This window comes from Pseudomonas sp. 57B-090624, from assembly GCF_003234055.1.
Lineage (GTDB): Bacteria > Pseudomonadota > Gammaproteobacteria > Pseudomonadales > Pseudomonadaceae > Metapseudomonas > Metapseudomonas tohonis.
In genome coordinates this window covers 36,634-54,925 of the sequence record NZ_QKRU01000041.1, presented here as the reverse complement: position 1 = coordinate 54,925, position 18,292 = coordinate 36,634, and the positions used below count along the sequence as shown (strand labels likewise).

Annotated in this window: 17 protein-coding genes; 5 read left to right on the top strand and 12 right to left on the bottom strand. The window is 68.7% G+C overall.

Annotated features, from left to right (window positions below; translation table 11 throughout):
* Positions 1–10: 10 nt before the first annotated feature.
* The 7 genes from DMX10_RS19510 to DMX10_RS19480 all read right to left on the bottom strand — a co-directional run bounded on the left by DMX10_RS19510 (position 11) and on the right by DMX10_RS19480 (position 7,220).
* Positions 11–1,150 (bottom strand): homoserine O-acetyltransferase, encoded by a 1,140-nt coding sequence (locus DMX10_RS19510; RefSeq protein ID WP_111262605.1) that lies wholly within the window; start codon positions 1,148–1,150, stop codon positions 11–13.
* A 100-nt stretch (positions 1,151–1,250) separates the two neighbouring features.
* Complete coding sequence (locus DMX10_RS19505) at positions 1,251–3,230, bottom strand: dynamin-like GTPase family protein (RefSeq protein ID WP_111262604.1); 1,980 nt, start codon at positions 3,228–3,230, stop codon at positions 1,251–1,253.
* Positions 3,231–3,428: 198 nt separating this feature from the next.
* Entirely contained in the window at positions 3,429–3,725 is a 297-nt protein-coding gene (locus DMX10_RS19500) for a DUF167 domain-containing protein (RefSeq protein ID WP_111262603.1), read from the bottom strand.
* On the bottom strand, positions 3,725–4,318 hold the full coding sequence (locus DMX10_RS19495; RefSeq protein ID WP_111262602.1) for a YggT family protein: 594 nt from the start codon (positions 4,316–4,318) through the stop codon (positions 3,725–3,727). The genes DMX10_RS19500 and DMX10_RS19495 overlap by 1 nt, the downstream gene beginning before the upstream one ends.
* Positions 4,319–4,468: 150 nt before the next feature.
* Positions 4,469–5,686 carry a hypothetical protein gene (locus DMX10_RS19490; RefSeq protein WP_146603034.1) on the bottom strand — a complete coding sequence of 406 codons (1,218 nt, stop codon included), beginning with the start codon at positions 5,684–5,686 and terminating at the stop codon, positions 4,469–4,471.
* Positions 5,687–5,691: 5 nt separating this feature from the next.
* Positions 5,692–6,510: a pyrroline-5-carboxylate reductase gene (proC, locus tag DMX10_RS19485; RefSeq protein ID WP_111262600.1), complete on the bottom strand. Its 819-nt coding sequence runs from the start codon at positions 6,508–6,510 to the stop codon at positions 5,692–5,694.
* 14 nt (positions 6,511–6,524) lie between these two features.
* Positions 6,525–7,220, bottom strand: a complete 696-nt coding sequence (locus tag DMX10_RS19480) for a YggS family pyridoxal phosphate-dependent enzyme (RefSeq protein ID WP_111262599.1) — start codon at positions 7,218–7,220, stop codon at positions 6,525–6,527.
* A gap of 68 nt (positions 7,221–7,288) precedes the next feature.
* Between DMX10_RS19480 and pilT the strand changes: the two genes are divergently transcribed.
* Both pilT and DMX10_RS19470 read left to right on the top strand, forming a co-directional pair.
* The gene (pilT, locus tag DMX10_RS19475) at positions 7,289–8,323 is read left to right on the top strand and encodes a type IV pilus twitching motility protein PilT (protein ID WP_111262598.1); all 1,035 of its coding nucleotides are present in this window, start codon (positions 7,289–7,291) and stop codon (positions 8,321–8,323) included.
* Between the two features lie 130 nt (positions 8,324–8,453).
* Positions 8,454–9,599, top strand: coding sequence for a PilT/PilU family type 4a pilus ATPase (locus DMX10_RS19470; RefSeq protein ID WP_111262597.1), 1,146 nt, complete (start codon positions 8,454–8,456; stop codon positions 9,597–9,599).
* Here DMX10_RS19470 and DMX10_RS19465 read toward each other — a convergent pair.
* Both DMX10_RS19465 and DMX10_RS19460 read right to left on the bottom strand, forming a co-directional pair.
* The gene (locus DMX10_RS19465) at positions 9,532–11,025 is read right to left on the bottom strand and encodes a UdgX family uracil-DNA binding protein (protein ID WP_111262596.1); all 1,494 of its coding nucleotides are present in this window, start codon (positions 11,023–11,025) and stop codon (positions 9,532–9,534) included. The two genes, DMX10_RS19470 and DMX10_RS19465, sit on opposite strands and share 68 nt — an antisense overlap.
* On the bottom strand, positions 11,025–12,239 hold the full coding sequence (locus DMX10_RS19460) for a putative DNA modification/repair radical SAM protein (protein WP_021218364.1): 1,215 nt from the start codon (positions 12,237–12,239) through the stop codon (positions 11,025–11,027). The genes DMX10_RS19465 and DMX10_RS19460 overlap by 1 nt, the downstream gene beginning before the upstream one ends.
* A 101-nt stretch (positions 12,240–12,340) precedes the next feature.
* Between DMX10_RS19460 and DMX10_RS19455 the strand changes: the two genes are divergently transcribed.
* The 3 genes from DMX10_RS19455 (at position 12,341) to DMX10_RS19445 (ending at position 15,409) form a co-directional block, all read left to right on the top strand.
* Complete coding sequence (locus DMX10_RS19455; protein ID WP_111262595.1) at positions 12,341–12,736, top strand: TM2 domain-containing protein; 396 nt, start codon at positions 12,341–12,343, stop codon at positions 12,734–12,736.
* A gap of 112 nt (positions 12,737–12,848) precedes the next feature.
* The gene (locus DMX10_RS19450; RefSeq protein ID WP_111262594.1) at positions 12,849–14,228 is read left to right on the top strand and encodes a pyridoxal-phosphate dependent enzyme; all 1,380 of its coding nucleotides are present in this window, start codon (positions 12,849–12,851) and stop codon (positions 14,226–14,228) included.
* Positions 14,225–15,409 carry a PLP-dependent aspartate aminotransferase family protein gene (locus DMX10_RS19445; RefSeq protein ID WP_111262593.1) on the top strand — a complete coding sequence of 395 codons (1,185 nt, stop codon included), beginning with the start codon at positions 14,225–14,227 and terminating at the stop codon, positions 15,407–15,409. Before DMX10_RS19450 ends, DMX10_RS19445 begins: the two co-directional genes overlap by 4 nt.
* Before the next feature lie 53 nt (positions 15,410–15,462).
* Here the strand turns inward: DMX10_RS19445 and DMX10_RS19440 are convergent, their stop codons facing one another.
* Genes DMX10_RS19440 through pyrR form a run of 3 tightly spaced genes read right to left on the bottom strand, consistent with a single transcriptional unit; the run spans position 15,463 to position 18,280 of the window.
* Positions 15,463–16,734, bottom strand: coding sequence for a dihydroorotase (locus tag DMX10_RS19440; RefSeq protein ID WP_111262592.1), 1,272 nt, complete (start codon positions 16,732–16,734; stop codon positions 15,463–15,465).
* Complete coding sequence (locus DMX10_RS19435) at positions 16,734–17,741, bottom strand: aspartate carbamoyltransferase catalytic subunit (RefSeq protein WP_021218367.1); 1,008 nt, start codon at positions 17,739–17,741, stop codon at positions 16,734–16,736. The genes DMX10_RS19440 and DMX10_RS19435 overlap by 1 nt, the downstream gene beginning before the upstream one ends.
* Positions 17,742–17,767: 26 nt before the next feature.
* Complete coding sequence (pyrR, locus tag DMX10_RS19430) at positions 17,768–18,280, bottom strand: bifunctional pyr operon transcriptional regulator/uracil phosphoribosyltransferase PyrR (protein WP_111262591.1); 513 nt, start codon at positions 18,278–18,280, stop codon at positions 17,768–17,770.
* Positions 18,281–18,292 lie beyond the last annotated feature (12 nt).

The following is an 18,292-nucleotide window of genomic DNA, read 5'->3' as shown; positions in this document are numbered from 1 at the left end:
GGTGGCTCCCTTAGACGGCGATGCGGTTCATGTAACCGCTGAAGGCTTGCAGGTAACGCGGGATCGGCATGAGGAAGGCGTCGTGGCCCTGCGGCGCGTCGATCTCCAGGTAGCAGACGTTCTTCCGCGCGGCGGTCAGGGCGTCGACGATCTCCCGCGAGCGGGCCGGGGAGAAGCGCCAGTCGGTGGTGAAGGACATCACGCAGAAGTCCGCCGTGGCGCCGGCCAGGGTCCTGGCCAGGTCGCCGTCGTGGGCTGCGGCCGGGTCGAAGTAGTCCAGGGCCTTGGTCATCAGCAGATAGGTGTTGGCGTCGAAGCGGCCGGAGAATTCCTCACCCTGGTAGCGCAGGTAGCTCTCCACCTGGAATTCGACGCTGTGGAAGTCGTAGTTGAGCTTCTCGCTCTTCAGGCCCCGGCCGAATTTCTCACCCATGGCGTCGTCGGAGAGGTAGGTGATGTGGCCGACCATGCGCGCCAGCATCAGGCCGCGCTTGGGGATCACGCCCTGGTCCTGGAAATGGCCGCCATGGAATTCCGGGTCGGTGAGGATGGCCTGGCGCGCCACCTCGTTGAAGGCGATGTTCTGGGCAGACAGCTTGGGCGCCGAGGCGATGGCCAGGCAGTGGCGCACGCGCTCGGGGTAGCTGATGGTCCATTGCAGGGCCTGCATGCCGCCGAGGCTGCCGCCGACCACGGCGGCCCATTGGCCGATGCCCAGGGTGTCGGCCAGGCGTGCCTGGCTGTGCACCCAGTCCTCCACCGTCATCACCGGGAAGTCGGCGCCGAAGGGCTTGCCGGTGGCCGGGTTGGTGCTGGAGGGGCCGGTGGAGCCGTTGCAGCCGCCGAGGTTGTTCAGGCTGACGACGAAGAAGCGGCGGGTGTCGATGGCCTTGCCGGGGCCGATGCAGCTGTCCCACCAGCCCGGCTTGCGGTCTTCCATGCTGTGGTAGCCGGCGGCGTGGTGATGGCCGGAGAGGGCGTGGCAGATCAGCACGGCGTTGCTGCGGCTGGCGTTCAGCTCGCCGTAGGTTTCATAGACCAGCTCGTACTCGGCCAGGCTGCGACCGCAGGCCAGCGGCAGCGGTTCGCTGAAACGCTGCACCTGGGGCGTGACCAGGCCGACGGAATCTTCGGGGATGACGGTGGGCATCGCAGCCGCTGCTCTTTATCTGGGAAGGGCGCCAGTCTAAAGAGCACCGTCCCACCCGGCAAGCAGGCGGAACGGCGGCCAAACCCTTGAATCGAAAGGCTCAGGCCTCGTGTTGCTGGCGCACCAGTCCGGGCAGGCTGACCACCTTGCCCTGGCGCTGGATGGGCGCTGGGCGACGCAGCGCGCGGAGCATGTCGTTGGCCTGGGCCAGCTGCTTCTCCAGCTCGTCGATGTAGCGCGATAGCTGCAGCACGCGCTGGCGTGCCTGCTGGGTGTCCTGGGCCAGGGCCTTGAGGCGCAGCATGTGGGTTTCCAGCAGCTGCTTGTGCTCCAGGGTGTTCTGCATCAGCGGCATCAGCGCCTCGTTGGCCCACTGCGCGGCGTCCTGGCGCAGGCGCTGGTGCATGCCGATCACTTCCTGCACCAGGGTGGCGAAGAAGCGGCGGGTCAGCAGGCGCTGCTCGGTGAGCAGGGTCTTGAGGTGCAGGCGGAACTGGTCGGCCTTGCCGCGCAGCTGGCGCAGCTCGCGCTGGTAGCGGAAGACATCGAACTGCGGAGCGTCGACGCCCTGCAGCGGGTTCTCCTCGTTGTGCCGGCGGTAGATGGCCAGGACCATCTTGTTGGCCATGTCGGCCTCGTGTTCGAGGCTGTGCAGGTCGGCCTCCACCGAACGGAAGAAATGCAGGATGGCCTGGTTGATGCCGACCGTCGTCCAGCTGCTGGTGAGGTTGCGCCGCACCTTGGCCAGGTGTTCCTCCAGGCGTTCGGGGCGCGCGGCGGCGCGCAGCGTGTCGCCCTGGCGCTTGAGCAGGCGCTGGTTGGTCTTCAGGCCGAGCAGCCGGCGGTGGTGGCGGGCATGGTCTTCCTTGGTGCGGGCGGTGAGCTCGAAGAGCATCTGGCCATTGTCCTGCTGGTGATTGCTGAGCAGCTCCTGCTGCTCGCGCACCTTCTCCAGGCGCAGGCTCAGGACGTGCTGGCTGTTCTGCAGCAGGGCCAGCACCTGGTTGACCACGCGGACTTCGAGCAGGCGCTCCTTCTGCGCGACGATGCGCTCGCAGAGCAGGGTCTCGAGGTTGGCCATCTGGCTGCGCTCGAGCAGTTCGTGGTCCTTGCGTACCTTGGCCAGCAGCGCCTGCTTGGCCGACAGCGGCAAGACGTCCTCGCGGCGGATGCCGAGCTGTCGGGCGGTGGACTCCTGGATCTGGCGGATCGCGTTCTGCACGAAGGTTTCGCCGGCCAGGTCGTCCCAGAGCACGTCGATCTTGTTCAGCACGGCGAACAGGCTGGTCTGGGTGTCCTCGTCGAGCTGGCGGATGTGCTGCTGCCAGATGTCCATGTCGCTGGCGGTGACGCCGGTGTCGGCGGCCAGCAGGAAAATGATCGCCTGGGCGCTGGGCAGCATCGACAGGGTCAGCTCCGGCTCGCTGCCCAGGGCGTTCAGGCCCGGGGTGTCGAGGATGCGCAGGCCCTGGCGCAGCAGCGGGTGGTCGAAGTTGACCATCGCGTGGCGCCACGCCGGCACCAGCACCATGCCGGGGCGGCCGGCGGATTCGAGGGCGTCGGGGTGGAAGCCCAGCTGGATCGCCTGCTCCACCGGCATCGGCTTGGTCTTGGCCACCTGGGTGAAGGCCTGGACCATGTTGTCCGGGTCGCTGGTGTCCAGCGGGATGTTCACCCAGTGCCGGGGGATGCGCTTGAACTGGGCGACGCTGGCCGAGGCTGTGCGCGTCTCGATCGGCAGCAGGCGGATATAGGAACGTTCCGAGCGCGGGTCGAAGAACAGCTCGGTGGGGCACATGGTGGTGCGCCCGGCGTGGGAGGGCAGCATGCGCTGGCCGAACTCGGAGAAGAACAGGCTGTTGATCAGCTCGGTCTTGCCGCGGGAGAACTCGCCGACGAAGGCCAGGGTGATGTGGTCGGTGCGCAGCAGGCGCAGGGCACGCTCGAGCTTGTCTTGCACCGCAGCGGAATTGAGGCGGTTGTGCTCCAGCCAGCTGCGGTAGCGAGTGATCTCGCGGACCAGCTCGCGCTTCCAGGCCACGTAGGCATCGACCTGTTGACTGAGACGTTCCATGCTCATCCTGGCTCTCCTTCCGGTAGCGCGTCCTGCGTACAGAAATGTGGGAACTCGATATCGATGCGACGGCGACCTGGCGGCTGCCGCTTGCCCTGGCCGGGCGGCCCGCCCCTGAGTGGCGCGAGCGGAGGAATGGCTTGCATTATCCGGGGCCTGGCGATGCCGTCAATCGGCCTGCCCGGCCACCCGCCTTAAGGTCTGTCAGAGGGGCCGAGCGGTCAGTCCGGGCAGGTCCGGCAGCTTCTGCGGGTTGCGGATGCGCACGCGCTTCTGCCGGTTCAGCTCGCCGCTCTCCAGGTTCACCAGGCTCTTGGCGACGCCGAAGGCCTGGCCGAGGAAGGCCAGCAGGTGGGCGTTGGCCTTGCCTTCGACCGGAGGCGCGGTAAGGCGGATCTTCAGGCGTTCGCCATGCAGCCCGGCGAATTCGTCACGGCTCGCCTTGGGCTGCAGGTGGACGTCGAGGATCAGGTCCTCGCCGTCCCAGCGGAAGAAGCTCATCACATGAAGGGGCTGAGGATCTTCGGCATCCCGGTCATCACCGCCAGGTTGCCGATCACCAGCATGTCGATCAGGCGCAGGGCGATGAAGGCGAAGATGGGCGAGATGTCCAGGCCGCCGAGGTTGGGCAGCAGCTTGCGGAAGGGCGCCAGCAGCGGCTCGCAGATCTGGTTGACCAACTGGGCGCCGGGGTTGTAGCTGTTGGGGGCGACCCAGGAGAGGATCACGCTGATGATCATCGCGAAGAAGAACACCTTGATGAACAGCGAGGTCACCGCGATCAGCGACCAGACCAGCAGCTGCAGCACGTAGCCGGCGACGCCGTAGCCCATAAGGACCAGGGTCACGATCATCAGCAGCAACTGGATCAGGATGGCCAGCACCAGGGAGGCCACGTCCAGCCCGGCGAAGCCGGGGATGACCTTGCGCAGGGGGTTCAGCAGCGGCTTGGTGGCACGCACGATGAACTGGCTGAGCGGGTTGTAGAAGTCGGCGCGCACCAGTTGCAGGATGAAGCGCAGCAGGACAATCAGCAGGTACAGGCTGCCGAGGGTCTGGATGACGTAGATGGCGGCGGTGGAAAGTCCGGTCATTAGGCGTTCCTTGTGGGCGTTGGGACCCCGTGGAGGAGCACGGGGTGCATGGCGCGCTCGGCGAGCCATGGGTTTGCGTGGGGATAATGTAGGGAATTCGTTACCGGCAGTCGCGAAAATCTGTTGCGGGCTGTATGCATGGCGGTCTTCTCAGCGTCCCGCCATCAGGTTGGGCCCCTGGCAACCCGGGTCCGCCGCGTCGTTCACCGACAGCAGGGTGAAGCCGCCGGGCTCCTGGCGGATCGTCAGGTAGCGGTGGTCGCCGCCCTCCAGGGGCTGCTCGCTGCTCAGCTCCACTTCCACCTGGAAGCGCTCCGGCGCGGCCTTGCAACCGCGCACGGCGCCGTAGTTGAGGGTCACGTCGCGCCGCGCTTCCAGGGCCAGCAGGCGCTCGCGGGCGGCGAGGGCGTCGCTGGCGGTGTCCGGGTCGCTCCATTCGCGGGCGGTTTCCGCCCCCACCTGCAGCCACTCGTCGACGAAGTCGCGGCCGCTCCTGGCGGCGGGTTGCACCCGGTGCAGCGCCTCGCCGTCCAGGCGGTAGCGGAGGATGCCGGGACGGGTGAGCAGGTCCACATCCAGCATGCCCACTTCGGTGCGCAGCTCGAAACCATCCGGGGTGGGCTTGAGGCGGGTCTCCACCTCGTCGCGCACATAGCCGTGCTCGACGTGGTCGAGGACGCGCTGTGGCTGATCGCCCTGGCGCGGCTGGACGACATCGATGGCCAGGCGGCTCCAGCGCGAGGTGCACCAGGGCGTGCCGTGGGCGATCACCAGCTGCCCGCCGGCCAGGCGCAGGAAGCGGAAGAAGTCGCCGTTGGCTCCGGAAATCTCGGTATAGCCCTTGCTGCGCCAGTCCAGGCTACGCACCCAGTGGCCGTCCTCGCGGCTGTAGCCGAGCAGCAGGTTGTCGTCCCCGCAGGGGATGCCGAAACCGGCGTTGACCAGCAACATGGGATCGGGGGCGTCCTCGCGGCGAACCACGAAAACGGTGCCTTCCTCGCCCGTCCCGGTCTCGCCGTCGCGAGGTGCCAGGTGGGAGGCGAGTTGCGCCTGCAGGGCGGCAGGGTCGACGGCTGCGTCGCTGCAGGCCAGTTGCGCGTCGATGGCGCTGGCGAGCGCTTCCTTGTAGGCGTCGAGTGCGGCCACCAGGGGCGCGGCGAGGGCGTCGTCGAGTTCGCCCGTGCGCTCGTCGAGGCGGCGTTGCAGTTCCTGCTGGGCGGCGGCCACCGTCTGTTCCGATGCCGCAGGGGCGGGGCAGTCGGCAGCCTGTGCGGTGTTGCCGAAGAAGGCGGCCAGGGTCAGCAAGGCTGCGCCCGCAGTGGCGCGCTCCAGCGGGGAGCGCGGATGTCGCTGCGACGGCGGGCGCATGGCGGTCACTGGCCCAGCTGTTCCGCCAGCTCGGCGGAGCGCTGGTCGGCGGCTTGCAGCGCCTGCTGCACCAGGGACTCGAAGGCGTTGCCCTGGAAGGACTTGATGGCCGCCTCGGTGGTGCCGTTGGGCGAGGTCACGCGGCGGCGCAGTTCGGCCGGGCCGACATCGCTGGCCACCGCCATGCGCGCGGCGCCGAGGGCGGTCTGCAGGGTCAGGCGGGCGGCGACGTCCGGGCTCAGGCCGAGCTTCTCGCCGGCGGCGGTCATGGCTTCCATGAGCAGGAAGAAGTAGGCCGGGCCGCTGCCGGAAACCGCAGTGACGGCGTCGATCTGCTTCTCCTCGTCCAGCCACAGGGCGATGCCCACGGCGCTTAGCAACTGCTCGGCCTGCTGGCGCTGTTCGGCGCTCACCGCGGCGGTGGCGTACAGGCCGCTGGCACCCTCACCCAGCAGTGCCGGGGTGTTGGGCATGCAGCGCACGATGGAGTCGACGCCCAGCCAGCGCGCGAGGCTGGCGCAGGGGATGCCGGCGGCGATGGAAACGATCAACTGGCCGGCGGACAGGCTCGGCGCGAGGGTTTCGCACACGGCCTTCATCACCTGGGGCTTGGTGGCCAGGACCACCACGTCGGCGTCACGCACCGCCTCGGCGTTGCTTTCCACCACCTCGATGCCGTGCTCGGCGGCCACCTTGGCGCGCTGCTCGGCGCCGGGATCGCTGGCGCGGATATGGCTGGCCGGGACGCCCTGGGCGCGCAGGCCGCCGATCAGGCTGGCGGCCATGTTGCCGGCGCCGATGAACGCGATGCGGGTAGTGCTCATGAATGTTTCCTTCCTTATTGCTGTGCGGGCTGGCCGTAGTCGCGGGCGCCGAACAGGGCCGTACCGATGCGGACCCAGGTGGCACCCTCGGCTATGGCCGCTTCGAGATCGTGGCTCATGCCCATGGACAGGGTGTCCAGTGGCAGGTCCAGTGTGTGTGCTAGCTGCCGGAGGCGGGCGAAGGCGGCGTGCTGCTCGGCCCTGTCCTCCGTGGGTTCGGGGATGGCCATCAGCCCGCGCAGGCGCAGGTTCGGCAGGGTAGAGACCGCCGCCGCCAGGGCCGAAAGGTCCTCGGGGGCGCAGCCGGACTTGCTCGCCTCGCCGCTGACGTTCACCTGCAGGCAGATGTTCAGTGGCGGCAGGTGGGTGGGGCGCTGCGCGGAGAGGCGCTCGGCGATCTTCAGGCGGTCCACCGAGTGCACCCAGTGGAAGTGTTCGGCGATGGGCTTGGTCTTGTTCGACTGGATGGGGCCGATGAAATGCCAGGTCAATGGCAGGTCCGTGAGTTCCTGCTGCTTGGCCAGGGCCTCCTGCAGGTAGTTCTCACCGAAATCGACGACGCCACAGGCGTGTGCTTCGCGAATCGCGGTCGCCGGTTTGGTCTTGCTCACGGCCAGCAGGCCGATGGCTGAAAAATCACGCTCCGAGGCTTGCGCCGCCTCACGGATACGCGTGCGAACCTTTGCAATATTCTCTGCTATCGTGGACATTACCTGCGCTCTACAGCCCGGCCTGAGTGGGTCTGCGGCATTCTAACCGCTTGGAATTGGGGAGTCCCATGGATATTACTGAGCTGCTCGCCTTCAGCGCGAAGCAGGGCGCATCCGACCTGCATCTCTCTGCCGGCCTGCCGCCGATGATCCGCGTCGATGGTGACGTGCGCCGCATCAACCTGCCGGCCATGGACCACAAGCAGGTGCACGCGCTGATCTACGACATCATGAACGACAAGCAGCGCAAGGACTACGAGGAGTTCCTCGAGACCGACTTCTCCTTCGAAGTCCCTGGCGTGGCGCGTTTCCGGGTCAACGCCTTCAACCAGAACCGTGGCGCCGGCGCCGTGTTCCGTACCATTCCCTCCAAGGTGCTGAGCATGGAGGACCTGGGCATGGGCGAGATCTTCAAGAAGATCTCCGACGTGCCGCGCGGCCTGGTGCTGGTGACCGGGCCGACCGGTTCGGGCAAGTCCACCACCCTGGCGGCGATGCTCGATTACCTCAACGGCACCAAGTACCACCACATCCTCACGGTCGAGGACCCCATCGAGTTCGTCCACGAATCGAAGAAGTGCCTGATCAACCAGCGCGAGGTGCACCGCGACACCCTCGGCTTCAACGAAGCCCTGCGCTCGGCCCTGCGGGAAGACCCGGACATCATCCTGGTGGGTGAGATGCGCGACCTGGAGACCATCCGCCTGGCGCTGACCGCCGCGGAAACCGGCCACCTGGTGTTCGGCACCCTGCACACCACCTCCGCCGCCAAGACCATCGACCGCGTGGTCGACGTGTTCCCGGCCGAGGAGAAGTCGATGGTTCGCTCGATGCTCTCCGAATCCCTGCAGTCGGTCATTTCCCAGACCCTCCTGAAGAAGATCGGCGGTGGTCGCGTGGCGGCCCACGAAATCATGATCGGCACCCCGGCCATCCGTAACCTGATCCGCGAGGACAAGGTGGCGCAGATGTATTCCGCCATCCAGACCGGCGGTGGCCTCGGCATGCAGACCCTGGACAGCTGCCTCAAGGGGCTGGTGGCCAAGGGCCTGGTGAGCCGCGAAAGCGCTCGCGAGAAGGCCAAGAGCCCGGAAAACTTCTAACCTGCGGCGGGTGCCCCGGTCGGGGTGCCCGTTTCGCCGTAGCGCGGCCTCGCGCCGCGACGGCAACCCCGGTCATCGGGGCTTTCGGCGTCGCCCCCAGGCGACCGGCACGTTCACTGCGAGAAAGACCATGGAATTCGAGAAACTGTTGCGCCTGATGGTCGAGAAGGGCGGCTCCGACCTGTTCATCACCGCCGGCGTCCCCCCGTCGATGAAGGTCAACGGCAAGATCATGCCCGTGACCAAGAACGCCATGTCCCCGGAGCAGACCCGTGAGACCGTCCTCGCGGTGATGAACGAGCAGCAGCGCCGCGACTTCGCCGAGAACCACGAGTGCAACTTCGCCATCAGCGCCCGTGGCATCGGCCGCTTCCGCGTCAGCGCCTTCTACCAGCGCAACCTGGTGGGCATGGTGCTGCGCCGCATCGAGACCAACATCCCCACCCTGGATGACCTCAAGCTGCCGGAGATCCTCAAGAAGCTGGCGCTGACCAAGCGTGGCCTGGTGCTCTTCGTCGGCGCCACCGGCACCGGCAAGTCCACCTCGCTGGCGGCGATGATCGGTTACCGCAACAAGAACAGCAGCGGCCACATCATCTCCATCGAAGACCCGATCGAATACATCCACCAGCACCAGAACTGCATCGTCACCCAGCGCGAAGTGGGCATCGACACCGAATCCTTCGAGGTGGCGCTGAAGAACACCCTGCGCCAGGCGCCGGACGTGATCCTCATCGGCGAGGTGCGGACCCGCGAGACCATGGACCACGCCGTGGCCTTCGCCGAAACCGGCCACCTGTGCCTGGCCACCCTGCACGCCAACAACGCCAACCAGGCGCTGGACCGGATCATCAACTTCTTCCCCGCCGACCGGCAGCAGCAGGTGTGGATGGACCTGTCCCTCAACCTCAAGGCCATCGTCGCCCAGCAACTGGTACCGACCCCGGACGGCAAGGGACGCCGCGCGGTGATCGAGGTGCTGATCAACACCCCGCTGGCCGCCGACCTGATCCGCAAGGGCGAGGTCCACGAGCTCAAGCCGCTGATGAAGCGTTCCACCGAGCAGGGCATGCAGACCTTCGACCAGGCGCTGTACACCCTCTACTCCCAGGGCGAGATCACCTACGAAGACGCACTGCTCTACGCCGACTCGGCGAACGACCTGCGCCTGATGATCAAGCTCGGCTCCGAGACCGACGGCGACCACCTCACGAGCATGAGCGGTGGCCTGTCGCTGGAAGTGTCGGAGGAAGACCCGGGCCGTCGCTTCCGCTGACCGGCCCATCGCCCTGCCGCGCCTGCCGCAGGGCGTCCACCAACTCCTCGTACAACTGCTGGCCGCCCTCGCGGCTGCGCAACACCGCCGCAGGATGCGGCGCCACCACTATCCACCTGTCTCCATGGCGCAGCGGCCTGCCGACGAAGTCCGCCAGGCGTACGCGCTGCGGGTCGTGCAGGCCCAGCAGCGAGGCCAGGGCGGTGCGCCCCAGCGCCACCACCCACTGTGGTTGCCGTTCGTCGAGCTCCTGGGCCAGCCAGGGATGGCAGGCGCGGATCTCCGCCGGCTTGGGCGTGGCGTGCCAGCGGGTCGCCGCGCGGCCGAGCGCGCCGCCCCTGGGCTCCCACTTGAAGTGCTTCACCGCGTTGGTCAGGTAGATGTCCTGCCGGGACAGCCCAGCTTCGGCCAGGGCGCGTTGCAGCACCTGCCCGGCAGGGCCGATGAAGGGGCGACCAGCCAGGTCCTCCTGGTCGCCGGGTTGTTCGCCCACCAGCATGATCCGCGCCTGGGCCGGCCCCTCGCCCGGTACCGCGCAGGTGGCGTTGCGCCAGATATCGCAGCGCCGGCACTGGTCCAGGTTCGTGTCGGCCGCCCGCTCCGGCTGCGCGGCATCGCTGGCGATCAGCACTTCCTTGCCTTGCCGGGCGCCGACCTCGGGGGCCTGTGCCAGGCGCTGCCGACCGCTGCGCGCATCGGCCACCAGTTGCGGAATCAGCGGGCCTTCGGCCAGGTGCTTCCAGAAGCGTGCCGGCATATGGCTGCGCATCACCTCGGGATTCAGCCGGGCCGGGTTGAAGGTGCTGCGGTAGTAGGCCGTCCACAGCGCCTCGCTCGGGTCGTCCTGGCCTTCGATGGCCTCGCGCAGCCCGGGCGGGCAGGGCGACTGGTAGATCAGCCGTTCGCCATCGAAATGCGCCAGCCCCTCGGGGGTGCCGATCAGCCAGCTGTGGCGGCCCATGCGCGGCACGAAGTGTTCGGCACCCAGGTCCAGCACGTCGTGGGCGGGTTCGTGCCAGGCCAGGTAGTCCGGTGCGCCCCGTGCCTTGTCACCCGGCCGGAAGCGCAGGAAGGCGTGCATATGGTGGGCCTCGCGGCGCACCGCCTTGATTCGCCGCTGCAGCTCGGAGCCGTCGCGATCGCCGGCCAGCGTGGCGCTGCGATCCCCCTGGGCCACGCGCCAGAGCACCTGGTAGAGCAGTGCCCAGCGGTCGCCCGCGCGAAAGCGCGCGGCATCGGCCAGCAACCCCGGCAGCTCGCGGGGAATGGAGACCGTGGCCGCACCGGCGGGAGCGGGCGTCGGCTCGACGCCGTCGAACAACCCGGGCGCCCAGTCGACGGCCTGGGGCTCCACGCCTTCGAGCAGCAGCTGCCGGGCCTGTTCGCGCCAGCCGGCGAAGCTGCCGTCGAAGCGGATGGCACGCATCACCAGAGCGCCATCTGCTGGGCCGGCGCATCGCCCAGGCGCTGGCGCAGCACGGCGGACTCCAGGGTGGCGTCGCGGGGGCGGTAGTCCTGGGTGACGATGAAGGGCCTGGCCTTTTCCATGGCGCAACGCAGGCGGGCCACGTCGGCGTAGCGGATGCGCCGTTCGCGCCGCAGTTCCACCAGGCGGTTGGCGCTGAGCACACCGATGCCGGGCACGCGGGCGATCATCGCGGGTTCCGCGCGGTTCAGGTCGAGCGGGAACTGCGCACGGTTGGCCAGGGCCCAGGCCAGCTTGGGGTCGATGTCCAGCGGCAGGTTGCCGGGGGTGGCGATCAGCTCGTTCACCGCGAAGCCGTAGCCGCGCAGGAGGAAATCGGCCTGGTACAGGCGGTGCTCGCGCAGCAGCGGCGGGGCTTCGAAGGGCACGGTCTTCGGGCTCTGCGGGATGGGGCTGAAGGCTGAGTAGTAGACGCGCTTGAGGCGATAGGCGCCGTACAGCGTCTGCGCCGTGTCGAGGATGGTGCGGTCGTCGGTGTCGTCGGCGCCGACGATCATCTGCGTGCTCTGCCCGGCGGGGGCGAAGGCCGGGGCGTGCTTCTCCGCGCTGGCCTCCTCGACGCCCAGGCGGATGCGCCCCATGGCGCGGCGGATCGGCGCGCCGCGCTTCTCCGGGGCCAGGCGGGTGAGGCCGTCCTCGGTGGGCAGCTCGATGTTGACGCTGAGGCGGTCGGCGTAGCGCCCCGCTTCGGCGATCAGCTCCGGCGCCGCGTCGGGAATGGTCTTGAGGTGGATGTAGCCGCGGAACTGGTGCTCCTCGCGCAGCAGGCGGGCGACGCGGATCAGCTGCTCCATGGTGTAGTCGGAGGAGCGGATGATCCCGGAGCTGAGGAACAGCCCGCTGATGCAGTTGCGCCGGTAGAAGTCCAGGGTCAGGGTTACCACCTCCTCGGGGGTGAAGCGCGCCCTGGGCACGTCGCTGGAGCGGCGGTTGACGCAGTACTGGCAGTCGTAGAGGCAGAAATTGGTCAGCAGGATCTTCAGCAGCGCCACGCAGCGCCCGTCGGGGGTGAAGCTGTGGCAGATGCCCATGCCATTGGTGGCGCCGACGCCGGCCTTGCCTGCCGAGCTGCGCTTGGGGGCGGCGCTGCTGGCGCAGGAAACGTCATACTTGGCGGCGTCGGCCAGCACGGTTAGCTTGTCGATGAGTTCCATGGAGGGGGCCATGAGTGACTGTATGTGCATACAGTATTTTCCGCCCTCGAAACCTGCGCAAGCCCGTCAACGACGGATGGTCGCGACCTCAAGGAGTACACATGCAACGCCCAGACACGCACAGCACGTTCATCGGTTACCTGCTGTGGATTTTCGGCTTCCTCGGCGCCCACCGCTTCTACTACGGCAAGCCGGTGAGCGGCACGATCTGGTTCTTCACCTTGGGCCTGTTCTTCATCGGCTGGATCATCGACCTGTTCCTGATCCCGTCCATGGACCGCGAGGCGTCGCTGCGCTTCAACGCCGGCTCCTACGACTACACCCTCGCCTGGATCCTGCTCACCTTCCTCGGCGTCTTCGGCGTGCATCGCATGTACCAGGGCAAGTGGATCACCGGCATCCTCTACCTGTTCACCGGCGGCTTCTTCCTGCTCGGCGTGCTCTACGACTTCTGGACCCTGAACACCCAGGTCTCGGTACTCAACGCCCGCCGCTGAACCTGCGCCCCGCTTTGCGGGGCTGCCTTGCGGCGTCTATGTTCAGCAATCCCTGAACCCAGGTGCGACCGCCTCGTCCAAACCGATGTGGCCGTCCCATGAGGAGAAGAGAATGGCTGGGCAGAGCGCGACGCGTCCCGCAGTGCTGGACCTGATCGGCAACACACCGCTGGTGCGGGTCAGCCGGTTCGATACCGGCCCCTGCACCCTGTTCCTCAAGCTGGAATCGCAGAATCCCGGCGGCTCGATCAAGGACCGCGTCGGCATCGCCATGATCAACGCGGCCGAGCGCGACGGACGGCTGAAGCCGGGCGGCACCATAGTCGAGGCCACCGCCGGCAACACCGGCCTTGGGCTGGCCCTGGTGGGGCGCGCCAAGGGCTACCGGGTGGTGCTGGTGGTGCCGGACAAGATGTCCACCGAGAAGGTGCTGCACCTCAAGGCCATGGGGGCCGAGGTGCACATCACCCGCTCCGACGTCGGCAAGGGCCACCCCGAGTACTACCAGGACCAGGCCGCGCGCCTGGCGGCGGAGATACCCGGCGCCTTCTTCGCCGACCAGTTCAACAACCCCGCCAACCCCCTGGCCCACGAGAGCACCACCGGGCCGGAGATCTGGCAGCAGACCGGCCAGGACGTCGACGCCATCGTGGTCGGGGTCGGCTCGGCGGGCACCCTCACCGGGCTCAGCCGCTACTTCCGGCGGGTGCAGCCTGAGCTGGAGATGGTACTGGCGGACCCGCAAGGCTCGATCGTCGCCGAGTACAGCCGCAGCGGCGAGCTGGGCACGCCCGGCTCCTGGGCGGTGGAAGGCATAGGCGAGGACTTCATCCCGGCCATCGCCGATCTCTCCAGCGTGCGCCGTGCCTACACCGTGAGCGACGAGGAGAGCTTCGCCCACGCCCGCGAACTGCTGCGCAACGAGGGCATCCTCGGCGGCTCCTCCACCGGCACGCTGCTGGCTGCCGCACTGCGCTACTGCCGTGAGCAGACGACGCCCAGGCGCGTGGTCAGCTTCGTCTGCGACACCGGCACCCGCTACCTGTCGAAGGTCTACAACGACCAGTGGATGAGCGACCAGGGGCTGCTGGCGCGCAAGCGCTACGGCGACCTGCGCGACCTCATCTCGCGGCGCTTCGAGGAGGGGCGGGTGGTCAGCGTCAGCCCGCGCGACACCCTGCTCACCGCCTTCCAGCGCATGCGCCTGGCCGATGTCTCGCAGCTGCCGGTGCTGGAGGGCGCACGCCTGGTGGGGGTGATCGACGAGTCGGACATCCTGCTCAGCGTGCACGCCGACGCCGAACGCTTCCGCGCTCCGGTCGCCGATGCCATGACCGACGCGCCGCAGACGTTGGCGCCGGGCGCCAGCCTGGTGGAGCTGGAGGCGGTGCTGGATCGCGGCCTGGTGGCGATCGTCGCCGATGCCGCCGGCTTCCACGGCCTCATCACCCGTTTCGACCTGCTCAACCACCTGCGGAGGACACTGCCATGAGCCACGACCACAAGGGCGCCGGGCGCGCCTTCGCCACCCGGGTGATCCATGCCGGGCAGGCGCCGGACCCCTCCACCGGGGCCATCATGCCGCCCATCTACGCCAACTCCACCTTCATCCAGGAGAGCCCCGGCGTGCACAAGGGCCTGGACTACGGGCGCTCGCACAACCCCACGCGCTGGGCCCTGGAGCGCTGCGTGGCGGACCTGGAGGGCGGCGCCCAGGCCTTCGCCTTCGCCTCGGGGCTGGCGGCCATCTCCACGGTGCTGGAACTGCTGGATGCCGGCTCGCACGTCGTTTCCGGCAACGACCTCTACGGCGGCACCTTCCGCCTCTTCGACAAGGTGCGCCAGCGCAGCGCCGGGCACCGCTTCGCCTTCGCCGACCTCACCGACATCGGTCGCCTGGAAGCGGCCCTGCGCGAGGACACGCGCATGGTGCTGATCGAGACGCCGAGCAACCCGCTGCTGCGCCTGGCGGACCTGGAGGCCATCGCCTCGCTGTGCCGCGAGCGCGACATCATCAGCGTCGCCGACAACACCTTCGCCAGCCCCTGGGTGCAGCGCCCGCTGGAGCTGGGCTTCGACGTCGTGGTGCACTCCACCACCAAGTACCTCAACGGCCACTCGGACGTGATCGGCGGGGTGGCGGTGGTCAGTGGCGCTGCCCGCGCCGATGCGCTGCGCGAGCGGCTGGGCTTCCTGCAGAACGCGGTGGGTGCCATCGCCGGGCCCTTCGATGCCTTCCTCACCCTGCGCGGGGTCAAGACCCTGGCCCTGCGCATGGAGCGCCACTGCGCCAACGCCCTGGAGCTGGCGCGCTGGCTGGAGCGCCAGCCCCAGGTGGCGCGGGTGCACTACCCGGGCCTGGAAAGCCACCCGCAGCACGAACTGGCGCGGCGGCAGATGCGCGCCTTCGGCGGGATGATCTCCCTGGAGCTGGCCACCGACCTGGCCGGTGCACGGCGCTTCCTCGAGGCCGTCGAGCTGTTCGCCCTGGCCGAGAGCCTGGGGGGTGTGGAAAGCCTGATCGAGCATCCGGCGATCATGACCCATGCCACCATCCCCGCCGGGACCCGCGCCGAACTGGGCATCGGCGACAGCCTGGTGCGCCTCTCGGTGGGCGTGGAGGATGTCCTGGACCTGCGCGCCGACCTGGCCCGGGCGCTGGCGCGGGTCTAGCGGCCAGGAACGAAGAAGCCCGCCGGATGGCGGGCTTCTTCGTGCACGGGCGGTCAGGCCTGGTAGGTGAGGTGCCCGTCCATCAGGGTGTAGCGCACCTTGCCCGGCAGGTCCTGGCCGATGAAGGGGCTGTTGCGACCCCTGGACAGCCATTGCTCCCCGGCACGGGTGCGGGCGGCCGGGTCGAACACCACCAGGTCGGCCGGCGCGCCCACGGCGAGGCGGCCCACCGGCAGGCGCAGGGCACGGGCCGGGCCGGCGGTGAGGCGGGCGAGCAGGGTGGGCAGGTCGAGCAGGCCGTCCTCCACCAGGCTCAGGGCCAGCGGCAGCAGCAGTTCGACGCTGCTGATGCCCGGTTCGGTGGCGGCGAAGGGCGCCAGCTTGGCATCGGCTTCATGGGGCTGGTGGTGGCTGGCGATGGCGCTGATCACACCGCTCTTCACCGCTTCGCGCAGGCCGTCGCGGTCGGCGCGGGTGCGCAGCGGCGGTTGCACGTGGTAGAGGCTGGAGAAGTCGATCAGCGCCTCGTCGGTGAGCAGCAACTGGTAGAGCGCGACGTCGGCGGTCACCGGCAGGCCGCGGGCCTGGGCGTCGGCGATCATCTGCGCGCCACGGGCACTGGTGAGCTGGCTGAAGTGCGCGCGCACGCCGCTCTGTTCCACCAGCAGCAGGTCACGGGCCAGGGCCACGGTCTCCGCGCTCTCGGGGATGCCGGCCAGGCCGAGGAAGCCGGCGGTGGCGCCCTCGTGGGCCATGCCGCCGTCGGCGAGCGAGGCGTCCTGGGCGTGGAACACCAGGGTCAGGTTGAACGTGGCCGCGTATTCCATGGCGCGACGCAGGGTGCGGTTGCTGTCGAAGCTGGCCAGGCCGTTGGAGAAGGCGACGCAGCCGGTGTCGCGCAGGGCCACCAGTTCGGCCAGCTGTTCGCCGGCCAGGCCCTTGCTCAGTGCGCCGATGGGGAAGACCTTGGTGTGGCCGGCCTCGCGGGCACGGTCGAGGATCAGCTCGGCCACGGCGGGGGTGTCCAGCACTGGGCGGGTCAGTGGCGGGCAGCACAGGCTGGTGACGCCACCGGCCGCGGCGGCGCGGGTCTCGCTGTCGATGTTGCCCTTGCGGCTGTAGCCCGGCTCGCGCAGGGCGGCGTTCAGGTCCACCAGGCCGGGCGCGGCGACCAGGCCCTTGGCGTCGATGCTGTGCTCGGCCTCGTAGCCGGTGGGCGCCTGGCCGATGCCGGCGACCTTGCCGGCCTCCAGGTAGAGGTCGGTGACTTGGTCAGTACCGCTGGCGGGATCGATGAGGCGGGCGCCGATGATGTGGGTACGCATCAGTTCTGCACCTCGGCTTCCTGATTGATCTGGCGTTGGGTGTTCTGGCCGCTCATGGCCATGGACAGCACGGCCATGCGGATGGCGATGCCGTAGGTGACCTGGTTGAGGATCACCGAGTGGGCGCCGTCGGCCACCGCCGATTCGATCTCCACGCCACGGTTGATCGGGCCGGGGTGCATGACGATGGCGTCCGGCTTGGCCAGCGCCAGGCGCTGGGTGCTGAGGCCGTAGAGGCGGTAGAACTCGCCTTCGCTGGGCAACAGGCCGCCCTGCATGCGCTCGCGCTGCAGGCGCAGCATGATCACCACGTCGACGTCCTTGAGGCCCTCGGCCAGGTCGGTGTAGACGCTGACGCCGTACTGCTCGATGCCGATGGGCAGCAGGGTCTTGGGTGCGATCACGCGGATGTCCGGGCAGCCCAGGGCCTTGAGCGCGAGCATGTTCGAGCGCGCCACGCGCGAATGCAGGATGTCGCCGACGATGGCCACCGAGAGGTTCTCGAACCCTCCCTTGTGGCGGCGGATGGTGAGCATGTCGAGCATGCCCTGGGTCGGGTGCGCGTGGCGGCCGTCGCCGCCGTTGATGATGGCCACGTCCGGGCACACGTGCTCGGCGATGAAATGGGCGGCACCGGAGTCGGCGTGGCGCACCACGAACATGTCGGCGGCCATCGCCTCCAGGTTGCGCAGGGTGTCGAACAGCGTCTCGCCCTTGCTGGTGGAGGAGGTGGAGACGTTGAGGGTGATCACGTCCGCCGACAGCCGCTGGGCCGCCAGTTCGAAGGTGGTACGGGTGCGCGTGGAGTTCTCGAAGAACACGTTGCACACGGTCTTGCCGCGCAGCAGCGGGACCTTCTTCACGGCGCGGGCGCCGACTTCGAGGAAGGAGTCGGCGGTGTCGAGGATTTCCGTCAGCAGCTCGCGGGGCAGGCCGTCGAGCGAGAGGAAGTGGCGCAGCTGGCCCTGGTCGTTGAGCTGCAGCGGGCGCTTGGCGTCTGTCGGCATGGGGCAGGCCCTGGGGGTCGGGAGTTTCAGGAAGCGGGGGTGAGGACCTGGCGCTCGAGGGCGAGCGGCGCGGGGCCGAGCAATTTTACCCGTTCATCGGCGGCGAGCGACAGGGTGGCGCCGACCACGTCCGGGCGGATCGGCAGCTCGCGGGCGTTGAGGTCGAGCAGGCTGACCAGGGTCACGCTGGCCGGGCGGCCGTAGTCGAACAGCTCGTTGAGGGCCGCGCGCACGGTGCGGCCGCTCATCAGCACGTCGTCGATGAGGATCAGGTGCTGGCCTTCGATCTCGAACGGCAGCTCGGAGGGGCGCACCTGCGGGTGCAGGCCGTTCTGGGTGAAGTCGTCGCGGTAGAAGGAGACGTCCAGGGTGCCCAGGGGCTCGTCGCTGCCCAGTTCCGCCAGCAGGGCCTGGGCGACCCAGACACCGCCGGTGCGGATGCCGATGAAGCGGGGTGTGGCGATGCCGCGCGCGGCCAGGTGGGCGTTCAGCGCGCGGGCCATCTGCGGCAGCAGTTCGGCCGGGTTGGGCAGGGTCATGGGCGTTCCTCG